At 66.1% G+C, this 18522-nt stretch carries 15 protein-coding genes; 5 read left to right on the top strand and 10 right to left on the bottom strand.

What is annotated here, in order from left to right:
* Positions 1 to 8 precede the first annotated feature (8 nt).
* From IAE37_RS00325 to wecB, 4 genes are read right to left on the bottom strand one after another with little or no spacing between them, the layout of a single operon-like run.
* Positions 9 to 848: a DUF4434 family protein gene (locus IAE37_RS00325; protein WP_201167096.1), complete on the bottom strand. Its 840-nt coding sequence runs from the start codon at positions 846 to 848 to the stop codon at positions 9 to 11.
* A complete protein-coding gene (locus IAE37_RS00320; protein WP_201167094.1) occupies positions 848 to 3850 on the bottom strand; it encodes a phage receptor in 3003 nt (1000 codons plus the stop codon). Before IAE37_RS00320 ends, IAE37_RS00325 begins: the two co-directional genes overlap by 1 nt.
* Positions 3847 to 6021, bottom strand: a complete 2175-nt coding sequence (gene nfrB, locus IAE37_RS00315) for a cyclic di-3',5'-guanylate-activated glycosyltransferase NfrB (RefSeq protein ID WP_201167090.1) — start codon at positions 6019 to 6021, stop codon at positions 3847 to 3849. Before nfrB ends, IAE37_RS00320 begins: the two co-directional genes overlap by 4 nt.
* Positions 6018 to 7172 carry a non-hydrolyzing UDP-N-acetylglucosamine 2-epimerase gene (wecB, locus tag IAE37_RS00310; protein WP_201167087.1) on the bottom strand — a complete coding sequence of 385 codons (1155 nt, stop codon included), beginning with the start codon at positions 7170 to 7172 and terminating at the stop codon, positions 6018 to 6020. Before wecB ends, nfrB begins: the two co-directional genes overlap by 4 nt.
* Positions 7173 to 7363: 191 nt before the next feature.
* Between wecB and IAE37_RS00305 the strand changes: the two genes are divergently transcribed.
* Both IAE37_RS00305 and ilvA read left to right on the top strand, forming a co-directional pair.
* Complete coding sequence (locus IAE37_RS00305; protein ID WP_201167084.1) at positions 7364 to 7795, top strand: PACE efflux transporter; 432 nt, start codon at positions 7364 to 7366, stop codon at positions 7793 to 7795.
* A 181-nt stretch (positions 7796 to 7976) separates the two neighbouring features.
* Positions 7977 to 9539, top strand: coding sequence for a threonine ammonia-lyase, biosynthetic (gene ilvA / locus IAE37_RS00300; RefSeq protein ID WP_201167068.1), 1563 nt, complete (start codon positions 7977 to 7979; stop codon positions 9537 to 9539).
* Between the two features lie 138 nt (positions 9540 to 9677).
* Here the strand turns inward: ilvA and IAE37_RS00295 are convergent, their stop codons facing one another.
* The 3 genes from IAE37_RS00295 to IAE37_RS00285 form a co-directional block, all read right to left on the bottom strand.
* Entirely contained in the window at positions 9678 to 10856 is a 1179-nt protein-coding gene (locus IAE37_RS00295) for a hypothetical protein (protein WP_201167066.1), read from the bottom strand.
* 103 nt (positions 10857 to 10959) lie between these two features.
* On the bottom strand, positions 10960 to 11430 hold the full coding sequence (locus IAE37_RS00290) for a VOC family protein (RefSeq protein WP_201167064.1): 471 nt from the start codon (positions 11428 to 11430) through the stop codon (positions 10960 to 10962).
* A 137-nt stretch (positions 11431 to 11567) separates the two neighbouring features.
* Positions 11568 to 13187: an NADP-dependent glyceraldehyde-3-phosphate dehydrogenase gene (locus IAE37_RS00285; protein WP_201167061.1), complete on the bottom strand. Its 1620-nt coding sequence runs from the start codon at positions 13185 to 13187 to the stop codon at positions 11568 to 11570.
* A 138-nt stretch (positions 13188 to 13325) separates the two neighbouring features.
* On the opposite strand from IAE37_RS00285, the gene IAE37_RS00280 reads away from it, so the two are divergent.
* The 3 genes from IAE37_RS00280 to IAE37_RS00270 all read left to right on the top strand — a co-directional run bounded on the left by IAE37_RS00280 (position 13326) and on the right by IAE37_RS00270 (position 15896).
* Positions 13326 to 13784, top strand: coding sequence for a hypothetical protein (locus IAE37_RS00280; protein ID WP_201167058.1), 459 nt, complete (start codon positions 13326 to 13328; stop codon positions 13782 to 13784).
* 61 nt (positions 13785 to 13845) lie between these two features.
* On the top strand, positions 13846 to 15477 hold the full coding sequence (locus tag IAE37_RS00275) for a putative bifunctional diguanylate cyclase/phosphodiesterase (RefSeq protein ID WP_236409709.1): 1632 nt from the start codon (positions 13846 to 13848) through the stop codon (positions 15475 to 15477).
* A 95-nt stretch (positions 15478 to 15572) separates the two neighbouring features.
* The gene (locus IAE37_RS00270; protein ID WP_328822684.1) at positions 15573 to 15896 is read left to right on the top strand and encodes an HU family DNA-binding protein; all 324 of its coding nucleotides are present in this window, start codon (positions 15573 to 15575) and stop codon (positions 15894 to 15896) included.
* 20 nt (positions 15897 to 15916) lie between these two features.
* On the opposite strand, the gene IAE37_RS00265 is transcribed toward IAE37_RS00270, so the two are convergent.
* Genes IAE37_RS00265 through IAE37_RS00255 form a run of 3 tightly spaced genes read right to left on the bottom strand, consistent with a single transcriptional unit; the run spans position 15917 to position 18518 of the window.
* Positions 15917 to 16687: a ChbG/HpnK family deacetylase gene (locus IAE37_RS00265; protein ID WP_201167051.1), complete on the bottom strand. Its 771-nt coding sequence runs from the start codon at positions 16685 to 16687 to the stop codon at positions 15917 to 15919.
* Positions 16659 to 17825, bottom strand: coding sequence for a GNAT family N-acetyltransferase (locus tag IAE37_RS00260; RefSeq protein ID WP_201167048.1), 1167 nt, complete (start codon positions 17823 to 17825; stop codon positions 16659 to 16661). The genes IAE37_RS00265 and IAE37_RS00260 overlap by 29 nt, the downstream gene beginning before the upstream one ends.
* 3 nt (positions 17826 to 17828) lie before the next feature.
* A complete protein-coding gene (locus IAE37_RS00255) occupies positions 17829 to 18518 on the bottom strand; it encodes a GNAT family N-acetyltransferase (protein ID WP_201167046.1) in 690 nt (229 codons plus the stop codon).
* Between the last annotated feature and the right edge of the window lie 4 nt (positions 18519 to 18522).

Raw genomic sequence — 18522 nt, 5'->3', positions numbered from 1 at the left:
CCGGCTGGTCAATCGCGCCGCAGAATGCCCTGCGTCCATGAACGATAGCGCAAGGCGAACACCGCCTCGGCGTGACAGCCGCCAGTGAGCTGCGGTTGCGCAGGTTCGGCACGGAACGGCTGGCCCGGCGCGCTGACCTGGCGGAACGCCTCGCGCACTACGCCCACCTGGCACGGCAAGGCCTGCTCGTAGCCCTGGCGGACCAACGGTGGCAGGCGTCCGGTACCGGCACCGTCCTGCCACCAGACCTTCAGCCCCAGGCCGGCCAACTGCTCGAGCCACTGGGCATTGACCCGAGGAGCCAGCTTGCCGGCGCTGAAGGCACTGATGTGCAGCGGCTTGTCCAGCTGTCGGTTGAAGGCCTGCAACTGGCGCTGCAGGGCCTCGCGCCGCGAGGGTTGGCGAAAGTGCCAATCGTCGAGTTCCAGGGGCAGGTACCAGCCGCTCACCGCCAGGTCCCAGTCCTTGCGCACCGTCTGGTATTGCGCGAACGAGCGCCCCAACTGGGCCTTCCAATAGTTGCTCAGGCCATCGTCGTCGAGCTCCTCGATGCGTTGGTAATAGGCCGGGTCCATGTACAGCCCGAGTACCAGCTCCAGGCCCTCGGCACGCGCGGCGCGCAGGCTGTCGGCGAGCCAGCCGTGGGCGCCGCCGAAGTCACTGTCACCGTACGCGCTCCACTGCACGATCAGGGTCTTGCCCCCCTGGGCTGCGGTGGCGCGCCATAGCTGTTGCCATTGCGCCGGGGTGACTGCGGCGTCGCTGTTCAGCGGTTGATAGAACAGCCGCTGGTCGGCCACGGCGGGGAGGCCGAAGGCGAGCAGGAGGATTGCCAGGATCGTACGCATCAGAAGGTCAGCTCCGCACCCACCAGCACGCCGTTGGCGCGCTCATAGAGATTGCCACCCAGCGACTGCTGGTATTCGGCGCGCACTTTCAGCGAGCCGCGGTAGGCGTTGTAGCGATCGTCGTCGAACCACCATTGCCAGCGCACGCCAACCCCGGCCCGGGCGTCCTCGCGCCAGTCGTTGCTCGGGTCCTGGGCGGAAAACTCGAGGAAGCCGTAGGGCATGATGGTCTGTGGCGAGTTGCCGGGGAGCTTCCAGGCATGGCCCTGCTGGTAGCGCGACAACCAGGCATGGTCGCCAGCGCGGGTCCACCAGGCGGCGTCCAGGTAGAGGAAGCGCTCGTTCCAGTCATCTTCGTCGATGCGCCAGTCATTGCGCCAATCACCCTGGTCGAGGAACGAGGCGGTGGCGCGCAGCAACAGGTCGTTGCTCGATTCGGCATGGCTGCGCAGGTCGCCCCAGTTGTCGCCGACCTTGCTCGGGCTGAGCAACTCGCCCAGGCTCAAGCCGTTGTCGTGCTCGCTGTCGATCTGCCGCTGGTGGTAGAGCTCGGCGTAGAGGTTGAGGTTGGCCTGGCCGAAGGGCTTGTAGCGCAGGCCGATGCCGGTGCCCATGCTCTGCGCGTAGTCGGTGCGGCTCTGGCCGCCGAACAGCACCCGACCGTAGACCGAGAGGGTACGGCCGTTGCGGCTGGGCTCTTCGCCGAGGGCGTGGTCCCACATGGCCAGCTGCACGTTCTGTGACTGGGCCCGGCGGTCACTGCCGCTGCGCACGCCATTGTCGAGGAAGCGGTCGTTGGTCGAGGTGCCGGCCGGAGACCAGGTGCTGGCCAGGGTGATGGTGTCGCGTCGCGACAGGGCTTCGTGGGCGCGCCGCTGACGGTACTTGCGGGCTTCCAGGCTGCCGTACTCGTCATCGCCGTCGACCAGATCCTGCTCGACGTCGATCACCCGGCGCAGTTCGCGGCGCGCCGCGGCGCTGTCCTCGACTTCGTCATAGCGCAGGGCCAGGGTTTCGCCCAGCCGATAGTCCTCGGGAAAGTCGTGGGTGGCGCGCTCAAGGTAGGGGATCGACTGGCGTCGCTGGGCGGGTTCGGCCGAACCCGCCAGGCGCATGCCGTAGTCGGCGCGGTAACGCGGCTGGTCGGGTGCCAGGCGCACCGCCTCGGCCATCCAGGCGGTGCTCTGGGCGGTGTCGCCGGCCATTTGCGCTGTGTTGGCCGCTGCGTAGTAGTGGTCGGCGCGTGGGTTGTGGGCCAGGGCCTGGCGCTGCATGTCCAGGGCGGCTGGCAGGTCGCCCTGGCGTTGGGCGATGGCGGCGCCCAGGGCCCAATCGTCGGCACTGTGGTGGGCCGCGGCGTCCCAGTAGCGGCGCGCAGCGTCGGCGTCACCGGCGTTGAGCGCGCCGCTGGCGGCAGTCAGGCGGGCGTTGTCGGTCCAGGCGTCAGGCGGCAGGCTGCGCCAGATCGGCAGCGCTGCTTCGGAGTCGCCGGCCGCTTCCAGTGAGTAGGCCAGAGGCAAGCGGCTGGCGCCTGGATCCAGGCGCTCGGCGGCCTGGTAGTAGACCACGGCTTCACCGGGCTGGTCAGGCATGGCACAGCGGCCCAGGGCACGGTATTGGCCGGCCTCGCTGGGGTTGGCCGGTACTGCGTGGCGCACCGCCTGGCATTGCCCGGTTTCGGCCAGGCGGCCGAGCAGTTGCCCGCGAGTAGGGGCATCGACCCGGGGGATCAGGCTGAGCATGCGCGGAGTGGACAGTGGGCCATCGTCGCGCGCGTAGAGGTTGCCCAGACGCTGCAGCAGGGAAGGGCTCAGGCGACCTTGGCGGCGGTCGTAGGCCTGCTCCAGCAGCTGCAGGGCATGACCTTCCTGGCCGTTTCGCAACAGCAGGTAGCTGGCCTGTTCGAGGGCTGCAAGATCGCCGGTCTGGCGATAGCGCGCCTCCCACTCGCCAGCGGTGCGCGGTTGGGGGGGCTGCGGCGGGTCGCCATACAGGCGTTGCTTGAGCACGGCGTAGGTCCGGGCATCGGCGCTGGGCGCGCAATCCTTGAATTGAGTCCGGGCCAGGTCCGGGTCGTGTTGCGACAGCCAGTCGACGGTCTCCAGGCACGGGCGTTGCAGGTCGTTGCTCAATTGCCGTACCAGCGGCGCGTCGCCGCTCTGCCGGGCCAGTTCCCACAATTGCTGGCGTTGCTGAGGCTGGTCGAGTTGCTCCTTCGGTAGGGACTGCAGCCAGCGCTTGGCCTGCTGGTCATGGTCGACGGCGATGGCGCGGTTGGCCATGGCCAGGCGCGCCTGGTTGGCCGCCTCGGGCGAGGGCGCGCTGGGCAGCAGCGTGTTCAGGCCTTCTTCATTGACCTGCTGCACGTAGGCATTGGCCAGGCGCTGCCAGTCTTCGGCCGGCAGCTGGCCCTTGGCAGCCAGTGGCTCGAGTTGCTCGACGGTTTCGTTCCAGTCGCGCAACTGCTCGGCAAAATTGCCGCGCGCCAGCCGCAGCACCCGGCCATCGCCCTGGGGCGGCAGCTGGTTTAGCCAGTCCAGGGCCTTGGCGGCACCGTCGGACTTGGCCAGGCTGATGCTGTAGGCCTGCCACAGGCGCACCCGCTGGTTGCCGCCGCTGGCTGCCAGCCATTGGTCCACCTGGCCCTGTGCGGGCGGACCCTGCTCGATCCAGGCCAGGCGCAGCTCGAGCAGGGCATCGGCGTGTTCGGGGCTGGCTTGCAGCTGCGCGGCCTGGGCCTCGGCCTCCTGGTAACGACGCTGACCGGCCAGGGCCTCGACCAGCAACGCGCGGGCCTCATCGTTGTTGGGCACTCGCCCGAGCACGTGACGGGTCAGGCGTTCGACCTCGGCCCAGTTCTGCTTCTTGGCTTCGCGAAAACCCCGTTCCATGAACGGGTAGCTGGTAAAGCGCTGGAAGTCGGTCATCGGCGCTGCCCAGGTGGGCAGCGCGGTGGAGCACAACAGCAGGCCGGTGAACGTCAGGGTAATGCGCCGCGTCATGCCACCTCCCGGGTCAGGTCGTAGGCGGCCTGCTGCTCGCTGGCCTGTTCTTCGAGTGCGTGTTGCAGTACCTGCTCGGTGATGATGCCGCGTGCGACCAGGTGTTCGCCGAGGGTCTGCGACTCGGGGTCGAAGTCCATCAGCGCCTGGTTGAACAAAGCCACGGGCACCATGCCGCGCACTTGCAGCAGGGTGCCGAGCATCACCAGGTGCGCGCAGACGCGCTCGATCAACTCGGGATCGTCCTGGTTGCGTTGCAGTACGTCGAGCATTGCCCGGGTTTCCGGCTTCTGCCAGGGGCTCGGGTAGTGCTGCAGCAGGCCGAGCGTGACCCGGCCCTGGGGCGCCAGGCGGGCGCGCACCGGGCGTTTGAGCTGGCGACTGATCACCCCAAGGGACACCTGGCTGACCGGGCTCTCGCTGGCGAGGATCAACGTCTCGCCTTCTTCATCCACCGGTAGCACGCCATAGTGCGAGGCCAGGCGCCGCGGCAGCTTGGCGATCAGCTGCGCGTCGAGCTTGAACGGGTTCAGCGGCGCCCATGGCAGGTCGAACTGCTCGGCCAGGGCCTTGACCAGTTGCTCGCTGTTCAGCCAGCCGCGCAGCAACAGCTCACGCCCCAGGCGCCGGCGTACCGGGCTGGTGATGGCCTCCTGCAGTTGGTCTTCATCGAGCAGCCCCTGAGCCACCAGGCGCTGGCCCAGGGGCTGGCGGGCCGGTTCGGCGAGGGCGGGGAACTCATGGGTGGTCTTGTCCCAGGCCACGCGGCGCGAGTCGCCCATCTCCATGACCTGGCGCAGGGCGCGCAGGTTGGCGAAGAAGTTGACGAAGTTGCTCCACATCATCCGTGGCGCCGACAGCAGGCCCTCGCCGATGCCGTAGTAGCGGGTCACGAACCAGCCACGCTGGAACAGGCGGTTGAGCAGCATCAGGCCGTTGAGCCAGAGCAGGGTGGAAAGTATCCAGCTGTCGCCGAGGATCGACATGAAGTGCCAGGCATCCGGTGCGATCGCGGTGACCAGCCACATCGCCAGCAGCACCAACAGCAGCAGGTTGACGAGAAAGCTCAGCAGGTAGGCGAACAGCCCGCGGCGGTCACGCCAGAGGAAGTAGTTGAGCGCGCCCTTGCGGCTCCAGCCCAGGTTGCTGGTGCCCTGGAACACGATGCCGACGATCCACCGCGACTTCTGCCGGATGGCGTGCTGCCAGTCCCGTGGGAAGTGCTCGCGCACGCAGATCACCTGGGAAAACGAGCGGCTCATGCCCAAGCGCCATTCTTGCTTGAGCGCCAGTGCCGGGTCGGTGATCGAGAAGCGGGCGAAGATGCATTTCATGCCTTTCTGCTTCAGGCGAAAACCGATGTCGTAGTCTTCGGTGAGACTCTGCACGTCGAAAGCGATGCCATCGCCGTCCTCGAGCAGGGCGGCGATGGCGCGGCGGCTGAAGCAGGTCCCGACCCCGGCGCTGGGCACCTGGCCGGTCAGCGCTTCGCGCACGATCACGTCCTTGCCGTGGTTTTCGGCGAACTCGTCCACATAGTGCCCGGCGGTGAAGCCTTTCCATTCCGGGGCGTACGGGTACACCGGGATCTGGATCATGTCCTTGGCCGGCAGCAGGTAGTTGAACAACCGCAGTTCCATGGGCGAGATGACGTCCTCGGCGTCATGCAGGATGAACCCGGCGAACTGGATACGGGCATCCTCCTGGAAACGCAGGATGGCATCGATGATGTTGTTCAGGCAGTCGGCCTTGCTGGTGGGGCCGGGGCGGGCGCACACCACCTTGTGCACGTTGGGGTAGTGCAGGCACACGGCGTCGACGTCGGCCTGGGTCTGCGGGTCGTTGGGATAGGTACCGACGAAGATCTGGTAGTTCTCGTAATCGATGGTCGAAGCGGCCAGGCGCGCCATCTCGCCGACCACGCCGACCTCGTTCCAGGCCGGGACCATGATCGCCAGGGGCTTCTCAGCGATTTCATAGAGGCGTTTCTCGTCGGCGCGCTCGTACTTGTCGTAGATGCGAAACCGTCGGATCAGCTTGCGGCCCCAGTAGCAGAGGTCGATGAACAGGTCGTCCAGGCCGAGCAGGAACATCAGCGTGGCGAGGATGATCGCCAGGATTTTCAGGCCGAACAGGACATAGGTGAGGAAATCGATGAAGACCAGGCTCATGCGTCGTCTCGCTGGGCAGCGGTTTCCTCGAACCAGCGGCTCAGCCGCTCGGCGATCTTTTCACTGGCCGTGCCATCGCCGAACGGCGTGTAGACCCGCGCCATGCGTTCATAGGCGACAGGGTCGTCGAGCAGGCGGCTGGTTTCGTTGACGATCTGCTCGGTCAGGGTGCCCACCAGCTTGACCGTGCCGCCTTTGAGCACGGCCGGCCGCTCGGTGACCTTGCGCAGCACCAGCACAGGCTTGCCGAGGGCTGGCGCTTCCTCCTGGACGCCACCGGAGTCGGTGAGGATGACGTGGGCACGGGCCATCAACCAGACGAAATGCGGGTAGTCCTGAGGAGCGATCAGGTGAATGTTGTCGCGATTCGACAGCACGCCGTACACCGCTTTCTGCACCTGCGGGTTGAGGTGCACGGGGTAGACGAACTGCACGTCGGGGTAGCGTTCGGCCAGTTGCGCGAGGGCTTGGCAGATGCGCTCGAAGCCGGGGCCGAAGTTCTCCCGGCGGTGGCCGGTGATCAGGACCATGCGCTGGTCCTCGCGCAGCGCGCTCAACGGCGAGTCGGCGTCAGGCCGCCACTGGCGCTCGGCGAGGTGGTCGCGCATCCACAGCAAGGCGTCGATCACGGTGTTGCCAGTGACCTCGATGTGCTCGGGGGGCACGCCTTCGCGGATGAGGTTGGCGTCCGAGTCGCGGGTGGGGGTGAAGTGCAGGTCCGCCAGCACCCCGGTCAGGCGCCGGTTGGCCTCTTCGGGCCAGGGCTGCTGCAGGTTGCCGGTGCGCAGGCCGGCCTCGACGTGGCCGATCGGGATGTGCCGGTGGAAGGCGGCGAGGGCGGCGACGAAGCTGGTGGTGGTGTCGCCGTGGACCAGCACGATTTCCGGCTGGACCTGCTCGTAGGCACTGTCGATCTTGTCCAGCAGGTCGCGGGCCAGGCCATTGAGGGTCTGGTTCTGGGTCATGACCTTGAGGTCCTGGTCCACGCTCAGGCCGAACGCCGTAAGGACCTGCTCGAGCATTTCGCGGTGTTGGCCGGTGGAGCAGATGTGCAGGTCGATGTCAGGCCACTGACGCAGTACCCGGGCCAAGGGAGCCATCTTGATCGCTTCGGGGCGGGTGCCAAAGACCATCATCACGGTATGGGGCATGCTGTACTCCTCGTCCTGGTCCCTGTCCGAGATCTACATTGCTAGCGTAGGGGTTAGATACAAGCAGTGGACTGGCGGATTGTCCAATCCGTTCAGATTGTTGACGTCGGCTTTCCGACGCCAGAGGCCGAAGGTTGCTCAGGCCTTCGGACAGGCGTACCGTTTGCGCTCCTCATGCACAGGAGCCCCTCATGCAAGGCAAGGCCCGCAAGATCGTCCAGGCCATTCTCTACGAAGCCATCGCCGTGGCCTGCGTCGCCCCGGCGCTGTCGTTGATGTTCGACGCCGGCATGGCTCACTCCACGGTGCTGTCGGTATTGATGTCGGGCGTGGCCATGAGCTGGAACATGGGCTTCAACTGGGCGTTCGAGCGTTGGGAGGCTCGCCAGCGCGTGCGCGAGCGCACGTTCCTGCGCCGGTTGTTGCACGCGCTGGGCTTCGAAGGCGGGCTGGTGGTGCTGTTGTTGCCGCTGGTGGCGTACTGGCTGGACATCAGCCTGTGGGCGGCGTTGCTCACCAACCTGGCGTTGTTCGCGTTCTTCTTCGTCTATGCCTTCGTGTTCCAGTGGGGCTTCGACAAGGTCTTCGACGTGCCGCTCTCGGCCCAGCAAGCCAAGTGTTGACTTGGGCCCTGGCGGCAGGATAACTTCCCGTTCCATGAATCCATTCCCGCACGTCCACGCCATTATTATTACCGCCATTATCAGTTTGGCGGGTTAGCGCGTACGTGCACCGAACCCGCCCTGGAGGCGGGTTTCTTCTCTCTGACTCCTGGGCAAACACGAAAACAGCCAGGAGTCATCGATGACCAACCTCAGTGTCAGCCCACGTACCGCCTCGACCCCCCAGCAACTGCTGTCGGAGCAGGTGCGGCGCATTCTCGCAGCGCCGGTGTACGACCTGGCCATCGAGACCCCATTGCAGCTGGCACCTGCGCTGTCGGCCGGCCTCGGCAATCAGGTACTGCTCAAGCGCGAGGACCTGCAGCCGACGTTCTCCTTCAAGATCCGCGGCGCTTATACCCGCTTGTCACGCTTGAGCCAGGCCCAGCGCGAGCGCGGCGTGGTCACCGCGTCGGCCGGCAACCACGCCCAGGGCGTGGCCATGGCCGCGTCGCACCTGGGTATCAAGGCCACCATCGTCATGCCCACTACCACGCCCTCGCTCAAGGTCGAGGGCGTACGTTCGCGCGGTGGCCATGTGGTCCTGCAGGGCGAAAGCTTCCCGCATGCCCTGGCCCATGCCTTGAAACTCGCCGACAGCGAGGGCGCCACCTTCGTCCCGCCGTATGACGACCCGGACGTGATCGCCGGGCAGGGCACGGTGGCCATGGAGGTGCTGCGCCAGCACCCAGGGCGGCTGGACGCGATTTTCGTGCCGGTCGGCGGTGGCGGTCTGATCGCCGGGATCGCCGCCTACGTCAAGTACCTGCGCCCAGAGGTCAAGGTGATCGGCGTCGAGCCGGAAGACTCCAACTGCCTGCAGGCAGCGATGGCTGCGGGTGAGCGGGTGATCCTGCCGCAGGTCGGGACGTTCGCCGACGGCGTCGCCGTGGCGCAGATCGGTGCCCACTGCTTCGAGCTGTGCCGGCACTTCGTCGATGAGGTGATCACGGTCAGCAGCGACGAGCTGTGCGCGGCGATCAAGCACATCTATGACGATACCCGCTCGATCACCGAGCCTTCCGGCGCGCTGGCGGTGGCTGGCATCAAGCGCTACGTGGCCCGCGAAGGCGCGCAGGGCGAGACCCTGGTGGCCATCGATTCCGGTGCCAACATCAACTTCGATCGCTTGCGCCATGTCGCCGAGCGTGCCGAGCTGGGCGAGCAGCGCGAGGCGATCATCGCCGTGACCATCCCCGAGCAGCCGGGGAGCTTTCGCAGCTTTTGCCAGGCCCTGGGCAAGCGCCAGATCACCGAGTTCAACTACCGCTATTACCCCGGCAAGGAAGCGCGCCTGTTCGTCGGCGTGCAGACCCACCCCGTGCAGGACCCGCGCCAGCAGTTGCTGGCCAGCCTCGAGGGGCAGGGCTACAGCGTGCTCGACCTGACCGACAACGAACTGGCCAAGCTGCACGTACGGCATACGGTGGGCGGTCATGCGGCGCCAGGGGCCAATGAGCGGGTCCTGCGCTTCGAGTTCCCCGAGCGGCCGGGGGCCTTGCTCGGCTTCCTGGAGCGGTTGGGCAAGCGCTGGAACATCAGCCTGTTCCATTACCGCAACCATGGCGCGGCGGTGGCGCGGGTGTTCGCGGCGCTGGAAGTGCCTGACGACGAGCTGGCCAGCTTGCCGCAGGCGCTGGATGAGATGGGGTACGACTATTGGGATGAGACGGAGAATCCGGCGTATCGGTTGTTCCTGGGCTGATCGGAGGGGCTTTCGCGGGTAAACCCGCTCCTACAGGAGTGACGCAGTTCCTCTGTAGGAGCGGGTTTACCCGCGAAAGCCTGCGCTGCCGAGTCTGCCTTCAAGGCCGCTTTCTGAGCGCGTGAACGTGGCCGGCCGTCAGCGCTCGCGCATGAAGAAGCCAGCCACGTACTTGCGGAAGGTCTCCAGGCTCTTGAAGTCGGCAAAGCGCTTGAAATTCTCGGCATCGGGCTCCGGTCCGATCGGCTGTTCCAGCAGCGATACCGAGAGGACTCGGTCCTGGTCCGAGGTCAACACCAGTTCATCCATCACCTGGCCGCCGATCACCGGTCGGCGCATCTGCACCTTCACCCCTTTACCCGCCATCCAGTCGATCAACGACACCAGCGCCTTCAGCGGTTCGCGCTCCTCGTCGCGGTACACCGGGAACAGATGCGCCCGCGACAGCACCGGGACGCTGGCCACGTGGATCAATTCATAGAAATGGCTGCCGGCGCTGGTCGGGGAATACAGCGCCAACGCCAGTAGCGGCCCTGAAGCCCGGCTGCCGCCCCAGTACAGATGGTGGCCCTGGAAATCGAAGCCGTCGGCGCTGCGGTTGTTCAGCAGCTTGCGGCCCTTGACCTGGTCGATACAGTCGAGCAGCAGGCCATGCCGGCGATGGTTGCCGAACGCCGTAGTCTCGCGCAGGCGGGCCTTGAGCATCATCATGTGCTTCATGTCCAGGCGCGTTTCCAGGTAATTGCCGGCCGGCACGCGTTCGACCAGCGGGTAGCGACTGGCGACGCTGCGCAGTTCGGCGAACTGCCCGGTGAGGTCCTTTTTCAGGTGCGTGGCGTACAGGTTGAGGCCGCTGATCTCGATCCAGGTCAGCAGCAGCGACAGCAAGCGTTGCTGTTCGCGGCGCTCACCAGCCTCGGCGGTACCCTCGCTGGCCTTGCGAAAATCCCCGATCAGGCGCAGCGGCGTGTCCGGTGGCAACCAGGCTGCGGGGGGCGTCGGTTGCGCTTCGCGTTCCTCGGCCTCGCGCTCGTCCTTGGTGAACGGGCAGCCGGGTGCATGTTCGGCGGTCCCGGGGTTGTTCTTGAGAAACAGCGTGCCGGTGCTGCCGTTGAGGGTCACGTTGAGCACTGGCAAGGCATCCTTGCGGCAGTCGCAGGCCAACCACTGGTTGGCGCTGCGCACCTTCATCAGCAACTGGTTGGCTTGCAACAGGCGCGGGCCGTTGAGGCTGCCGGTGGCAAACTCGACCAGCAGTGCTTCTTCTGCCGGTGTCAGGCTGCGCACCTGCGCGGCGGTCTTGTCGATGATTCGCATGTAAAGGCAGCTCCAAGCTACGAGCCTCAAGCTTCAAGCAAAGTGACGCGGCTTTCAACTCGAAGCACGTGGCCCGGTCACTGTGGCACGGTAGCGGTGCGATTCACTGGCCGCCGAACAGCTTGGCGGCGCGGGCGCGGATTTCGTCCGGGCTGAGGTCTTCCTTGTGGGTGGAGACGAACCACAGGTTGCCGAACGGATCCTTCAAGGTACCGCTGCGATCGCCATAGAACTGGTCGGTGACCGGGCGCAGCTGGGTGGCGCCGGCGGCGAGCGCCTGGGCGTAGACCTGGTCGCAGTCCTCGACGTACAGATGCAGGCCGACGGCGGCGCCGGCGAGTTTCTGGCTGGCGGTCAGGCCGCCTTCCATGTTGTCGCAAGGGTCGGCCAGCATCAGCGACGAGTCGCCGATCCGCAGTTCCGCGTGGCCGACCCGGCCGTCCGGGCCTTCGAGGCGGAACATTTCACTGGCACCGAAGGCCTGCTTGTAGAACTCGATGGCCTTGGCAGCGTCTTGGATGGCCAGGTACGGGGTGATGCTGCGCTGGCCTTCGGGGATGGCTTTGACTGGCATGTTCGACTCTCCTTTGCGGTGGATACGACGGGGCGCCCGCTGGTGCAGGCAAGCAGGGCGCCCTGTTGCTTAGAGTCGTCTGCCTGGCGGGAAAATCGACAGGCTGGCTAGAACGAATTCCTATAACGCGTGGGTCCTCAGAAGATGTAGTCGGTGGTCAGGAAGCTCGACTGGCGATTGCGGATGATCTCGCTGATCAGCGTCTTGTTGGCCTCCTGGAAGCGGGTGGCGACCAGGGTACGGATGGAGAACACGCGCAGCGCATCGTGCACCGAGAGCGTGCCTTCGGCGCTGTTCTTGCGCCCGTTGAACGGGTAGGTGTCCGGCCCACGCTGGCATTGGGCATTGATGTTGATACGGCCGACCTGGTTGGCGAACGTGTCGACCAGCGCGCCGATGGTCGCCGGGTCGTTGCCGAACAGGCTCAGCTGCTGGCCGTAGTCGGAGTCGAGCACGTACTCGACCACGGTTTCCAGGTCGCGGTATGGCACCACCGGCACCACCGGGCCGAACTGCTCCTCGTGGTACACGCGCATGTCGCGGGTCACCGGATAGAGCAGGGCGGGGTAGAAGAACGAACCGCGGCTCTGCCCACCGCCAGGGTTGAGCACCCGCGCCCCCTTGGCGGTGGCGTCGGCCACCAAGCCATCGAGGTAGTCGATCTTGCCGGCCTCGGGCAACGGCGTCAGCGCCACGCCAGGCTCCCAGGGCATGCCGGGCTTGAGCGCGGCCAGCTTGCGCTGGAACTTGTCGAGGAACGCCTCGACCACCTGTTCATGGACGAACAGGATCTTCAACGCAGTGCAGCGCTGGCCATTGAACGACAGGGCGCCGGTGACCGCTTCCTCGACCGCGTTGTCGAGGTCGACCTGGGGCAGCACGATGCCTGGATTCTTGGCATCCAGGCCGAGCGCGGCGCGCAGCCGGTGGGGGCGTGGGTGAAGCTTCTTGAGGTCGCTGGCGGCCTTGTGGGTGCCGATGAAGGCGAACACATCGACCTTGCCGCTGGCCATCAGTGCGCTCACGGTTTCGCGACCACGACCATAGATGACGTTGATCACTCCCGGCGGGAAGCTGTCGCGGAACGCTTCGAGCAGCGGGCGGATCAGCAGCACGCCGAACTTGGCGGGCTTGAACACCACCGTGTTGCCCATGATCAACGCGGGGATCAAGGTGGTGAAGGTCTCGTTCAGCGGGTAGTTGTAGGGCCCCATGCACAGCGCCACGCCCAGCGGCGCGCGACGGATCTGGCCGAGGGTGCCCTGCTCGAGCTCGAAGCGGCTGGAGCGTCGGTCGAGGTCCTTGAGTGCATTGATGGTGTCGACGATGTAGTCGCAGGTGCGGTCGAATTCCTTTTCCGAGTCCTTGAGGTTCTTGCCGATCTCCCACATCAGTAGCTTCACCACGGCCTGGCGCTGTTCGCGCATGCGCGCCAGGAACGCCTCGACGTGCTGGATGCGTTCGGCCACGCGCAGCGTTGGCCAGGCACCGCGGCCTTTGTCGTAGGCCTGCACGGCGGCGTCCAGGGCGGTCAGGGCGGTGTCGGCGTCCAGCAGCGGGGCGCTGCCGAGGATGACCTGGCGCTCGCCGTCGGCCTGCTTGAGCCACACCGGGCTGCGTACCGTGGCCAGCGGGCCGTCCCAGCGCCGCAAGGTGCCGTCGACCAGATAATCGCGTTGCTCCATGGGCGCATCCAGGCGCCAGGGCTCAGGAATGGCATCGGCGTTGGGAAACAGCGAATCGAGCATTGGATCCATGGCGACTGCACCTCATAGGAGTGGGCTGATGAAGCGATTCAGCTTCGAGCATGCGCTCAGCCGCAGAAAAACACCAGTCTGGCTCAATATTGCTGGCCTTGCGCCGATACAGGAGCAATCGCAAGTACCTGCAGGCCTATGACCAGCCCCCATTCCCCCTATTCAGACCCTCAGCCAGCGGCGTCCGGCTGCCTGAGGCGTTCGTTCCAGCGCCTGCTGCCGGTCACGTTCGCCTTGGCCGGCATCGGCTTGTCGCTGGCCCTCGGGCACCTGGACACGCAACGCCGGTACAGCGAACAGCTGGCCCAGGTCGATGCACGTCTGGCGGGTGTGCGTGGCGCCCTGGAGGCGCAGCTGCGCGCCGCCTTCGGCGAGGCGGAGGGGATCGCCCAGTTGATCACCGTCGATGGTGCGATCAGTGTCGAGCATTTTCGCAACATGGCCGAGGATGCACTGAGCTCGGTGTCGTACATGCGCACCATCGCCTTGGCCCCGGACGATGTGGTGCGCGATATCTTTCCCCTGCAAGGCAACGAAGGCCTGATCGGCCTGGACTATCGCCGACTGCCGGAACAGTCGCCGGCCGGTGTTCGTTAGCGGCAAGCGAAACGTGCTGTTCTATTGGGGAAACATATCGATTGTCGCTGATGTAGACCGCTTGTTGCTTGAAACGGGCCTTCGTCCCGACACCGATTTCGAGTTGGCCGTGCGGGGCCTCGACGGCCAGGGCGCGCAAGGCGGCATGATCTGGGGCGACCCCCGTCTGTTCGAATCGCCCCACGCCACGGTCAGCGTCGATGTGCCCGGCGGTGTCTGGCAGATGGTGGCGCAGCCGCGCGGCGGCTGGCCGGTATTGAGCCTGTTCGGTTCGTCGCTGTTCTGGCTTGCCCTGGGCTGCACTGGGCTGTTCAGCCTGTTCGTCGCCCAGCTCAACCGCAAGCAGCGCCAATTGCAGCAGGGCAACCGCGAGCTGCGCCGCTCGCAGGCCCGCTTCGAGCGCCTGGCCCATTACGACACCATCACCGGCCTGCCGAACCGGGTACTGTTCCAGCAACAGCTGACCCAGGCCATCGCCCACGGCCATGGCCTGGCCGTGCTGATGCTCGATATCGACGGCTTCAAGCAGGTCAACGACAGCCTTGGCCATGCCATGGGCGACCTGTTGCTGCAGCAGGCCACGGCGCGCTTCCTGCAGGAACTCGACAGCTCGGACCGGGTGTGTCGGCTGGGGGGTGATGAATTCGTGTTCATGCTCCAGGGCACCCATGGTCAGATCAACCACCAGGTGCGCCATCTGCTGAGCTGCTTGCGACGGCCGTTCGACCTCAACGGCAACGCCGCGCTGGTAACCGGCAGTATCGGCCTGGCCTGGTGCCCACAGCACGGCGAAGACGTCGTCAACCTCCTGCGTCACGCCGACACCGCCATGTACGTGGCCAAGGAAAGCGGGCGCAACGCCTGGCGCCCGTACCACCCGGACATGACCCAGCGCCTGCAGCAGCGCCTGGAGCTGGAACGCAACCTGCGCCGGGCGCTGCAGCACAATGAATTCGAACTGTGGTACCAACCCAAGCTCGACCTGTTCAGTGGCCGCGTGGAGGGTGTCGAGGCGCTGCTGCGCTGGCGCGACCCGGACCATGGCCTGGTGTCGCCTGGTGAGTTCATCCCGCTGGCCGAGCGTACCGGTCTGATCATCCCTTTGGGGGAGCGGGTGCTGGAACTGGCCTGCGCGCAATTGGCCGCCTGGCGCGCCAAGGATTGCCTGCCGGGCCCGCTGGCGATCAACGTGGCGCCCTTGCAGATCGAGCGCAGCGACTATGTCTCGAGCCTGGCCGTGGCCCTCGAACGCCATGGCCTGAGCCCCAGCCTGCTGGAAGTGGAAATCACCGAGAGCCTGCTGATGGAAAGCCAGCAGCAGGCCTGTGCCGCCCTGGCGCAACTGCGTGCGATGGGTGTGGCGACGGCGGTCGACGACTTCGGCACCGGGTATTCATCGCTGGCCTACCTGCGCGCCTTGCCGATCGACCACTTGAAGATCGACCGGGCGTTCATCAAGGACCTGCCGGGCGATGACGACGCGGTGGCCATCGCCCGGGCGATCATCGACCTTGGCCATGCCCTGGGCTACCACATCACCGCCGAAGGCATCGAAACCCAGGAACAATACGATTTTCTGCGCAATGCCGGTTGTGACCAGGGCCAGGGCTTCCTGCTCGGTCGGCCAATGCCTGCCGAGGCCTTGCAAGCCTGGCTGGACAACCACCGGCAGCGTCACTCTGGCAGTCGTTGAAGCACCTGCATAACGGTCCTGAAGCCGTTTGGCTACTGACATTTTTACCAGTTGCGATCTGCACGCCCAGCCTCTGAAATGCAGGCTGCGTCGGCATTCGCGCTGAATGCCGGGCTTTTGCATCCAGCTCACAGGACAGCCCAATGAACAAAAAAGACCTGGTCGAAAACGTCGCGAAGAAAGCCAATATCCAGAAGAAGATCGCCCGGGAAGCGCTTGACAGCTTCCTCGACTGTATTTCCCAGGCCTTGGCCAAGGGCCAGACGGTCACGCTGGTCAACTTCGGTACGTTCTCGCCCACGCCGCGGGCTCCGCGCAAGGGGCGCAACCCGAGGACCGGTGACATCGTGGAGATCCCCGGCGTGCGCGCTGCCAAGTTCAAGGCGGGGAAGGGGCTCAAAGGTTCCATCAACCCCTGAGCCCGACATCAGGCCTGGGATCAGACCACGTCTGGCATCGCCGCGTAGCTGATCCGCTCCACCGCTTGCAAGCGCTGCTCGATCAGCGCCTGCAGGGACTCACCGGAATCCAGGTAGGCATCGCCGAAGTCGCGGCCACCCAGGGCACTGGGGTGGGCGACGACTTCCAGCACACCGGTTGCAGGGGCCAGCCCAGCCTTGAGGTCGGCAGGGGTGCAGACGTAATCTGCGGTAGCGCCGCTGAGCTGGCGCAGACGCAGGTTGAGCAAGGTCTTGAAGGCGCGCTTGAGCGGGCCGATGTTGTGCCCCAGGTTGCGTGCCAGGCGCACCGGCACGCTTTGCTCGCGGGCGAAGCGGGCCACCAGGTCGCCGATCGGCCAGATATTGTGCACATGCTGGTGTGAGTCTAGGTGACTGGGCAGCACTCCGTGGTCCAGGCAATGCTGCCATTGGGCGCGCAGCTCCTCTTGCACTGCGCCGCGCTCGCGCGGGCTCAGGCGCAGGGCGCGGCGCTTGAGGCGCAGGTCGAACTCGCCATGGGGTGTGCAGAAACGTGGTTCGGCCAGGATCGCCTGGCTCAGCGGACGGCCGTAGGTCAGGTTGAAATGCAGACCGATGCGCCCCCGCAGCGCCGGTTGGTGGGCCAGCACACAGGCAGGGGCAAAGGCCGGCATGTTGGCCATGATGGTCGCCGAGCTGATCAGCCCGGCCTGGAAGGCACGCAGGATCACCGCGTTGGTATGGGCGCTGAGGCCGAAATCGTCAGCGTTGACTATGACCTGGGATGGCATTCGGGCTCTCCTGTTGCGGGATGGGGGCAGTGCTGTCGGCGGGCTTGGCCGGCGTGCCCTTGCGAAGGTGCGGCTTGAGCCGCTGCCAGGTGCGCAGGGCCAGGCCCAGCAGCAAGCCGTCGAGACGCCAGCTGTAGCAACTCAGGCGCCACTGTTCGATGGCGTCGGTCATGCGTTCGTGGAGCTGGTGGCTGGAATTGCTCAGGCTCACGCGCGAAGCGTCGACCCAGCTCCAGCCTTCGTCCAGGCCCCAATGGATGAATTCTTCGAGCAGCACCCGGCCACTGCCCAGGTCGCGGTACTCGGGGGTGAAGGCGAGGTTGTAGTCGTACACCCGGCCGCGTTCGAGCAGGCCCAGGCGATAACTGATGCAGCGCCCGTCGAGTTCGAGCAGCACCAGGCACACCAAGCCCTCGGCGGCCAGCGCGGTGAACGCCTGGTACATCCATTGGCGATGCTGTTCAGCGGAAAAGATGCCGACCTCGTCGTCGCCTTTCCAGCTGGCCGCCTCGACCGCGCTGACCGCGTCGAGCAGTGCGCGGATGTTGTCGGGGTTGGCTATCACCCGCCGTACCTGGGCGCCACAGGCCTTGATCCGCTTGCGCGCGCGGCGCAGCTTGTAGCGCGGGTCGCCGCTGATTTCCTGGCGGTCGGCGTCACTGATGCGGTGCACCGGCACCTTGCAGGTCAGGCGCCGCTCGAACATCGAACTCTGCGCCGCCCATTGGCGCAGCCAGCCATCGGCCTCACCCGGCACCTCGCTCAGTTGCAGCAGGGCGTGCGGCAACTGCTGGCGGATCGTGGCCAGCACCCGGCTGGCGTAGGCGACGGGCAGGTCGATGAGCAACGCGATGCGGTCGGCCAGTGGGTAGCCGAGGTGGCGCACCACCGGCACATGCAGCGGGCCGAAAGGCTCGCGGGCGCGGACCAGGGGTAGGCACAGGCACAGTCGTTCGCCCTGGTGGCCGAGCAGTACCTGCAGTTGCTGGCCTGGGCCCAGGGCCGCCTCGGCAGCCTGCAGCCAGGCCAGGTGGTTGAACGGGGTGCTGCCGGGCAGGCGCTGGCGCAGCGCCTCATAGTCGGCAGCGGGGAAGTCGGGGGTGCGCAGCGAGGCGCACCAGCTCAAGCGCAAGGCCATGGTTCAGGAGGCCGCGGCCGGGGCGGTTTCCGCCGTGGGCTTGCGCAACGGTTCCAGGCGTGAGTCGCTGTAGCGAGACTCGCGGAAGAATTTCCAGCGGCCGAACAGGCAGTACACGTTCATGATGCGTCCCTGCTCCTGGTAGCCCATGCGCAGGTGCAGCTTGAGCGCCGGGATATTGTGCTGCTCGCACACGTCCACCACCTTGGTGCAGCCCTGGGCCGCCATGGCTTTCCACAGCGCCAGCTGCAGGTCGACGGACAGCTCGGTGCCCCAGTACTTGCGGGTCAGCTCGCCGCCAAACTCGAAGAACTCGCCAGGCCCCACCGGGAACCAGCAGCCATAGAAGTGGCGGTCGTGGTAGTGCCGGGCGCTGCCCCAGATGAACGCCACCACGTCGCCTGCGTCGTCGAGGAACATCAGCCCGGTGTGGCCCTCGGCGGCCAGCTCGCGCATGGTCTCGACGCGGTCGCCGAAATGCCGGGCGAAGGCTTTGACATTGTTCACCGTGATCGCCTCGACACGCAGCGGCGGGTAGGGTTTGAGCCGGTGGGGCGGGACCGGGCTGACCAGATCGCGCTCCATCCACACGAGCTCCCAGTGATAGAAGACGAAACGCTTGAACGCGGCGTTGAAGGTATTGCGCAGTCCTTTGCGCTTGATACGGTCGTTGATCTTGCTCAATACGCGCATGGTG

The organism is Pseudomonas sp. S31, assembly GCF_016648105.1.
GTDB lineage: Bacteria > Pseudomonadota > Gammaproteobacteria > Pseudomonadales > Pseudomonadaceae > Aquipseudomonas.
The sequence above is the reverse complement of the archived record's forward strand: the minus strand, read 5'-3'. Positions and strand labels throughout refer to the sequence as shown.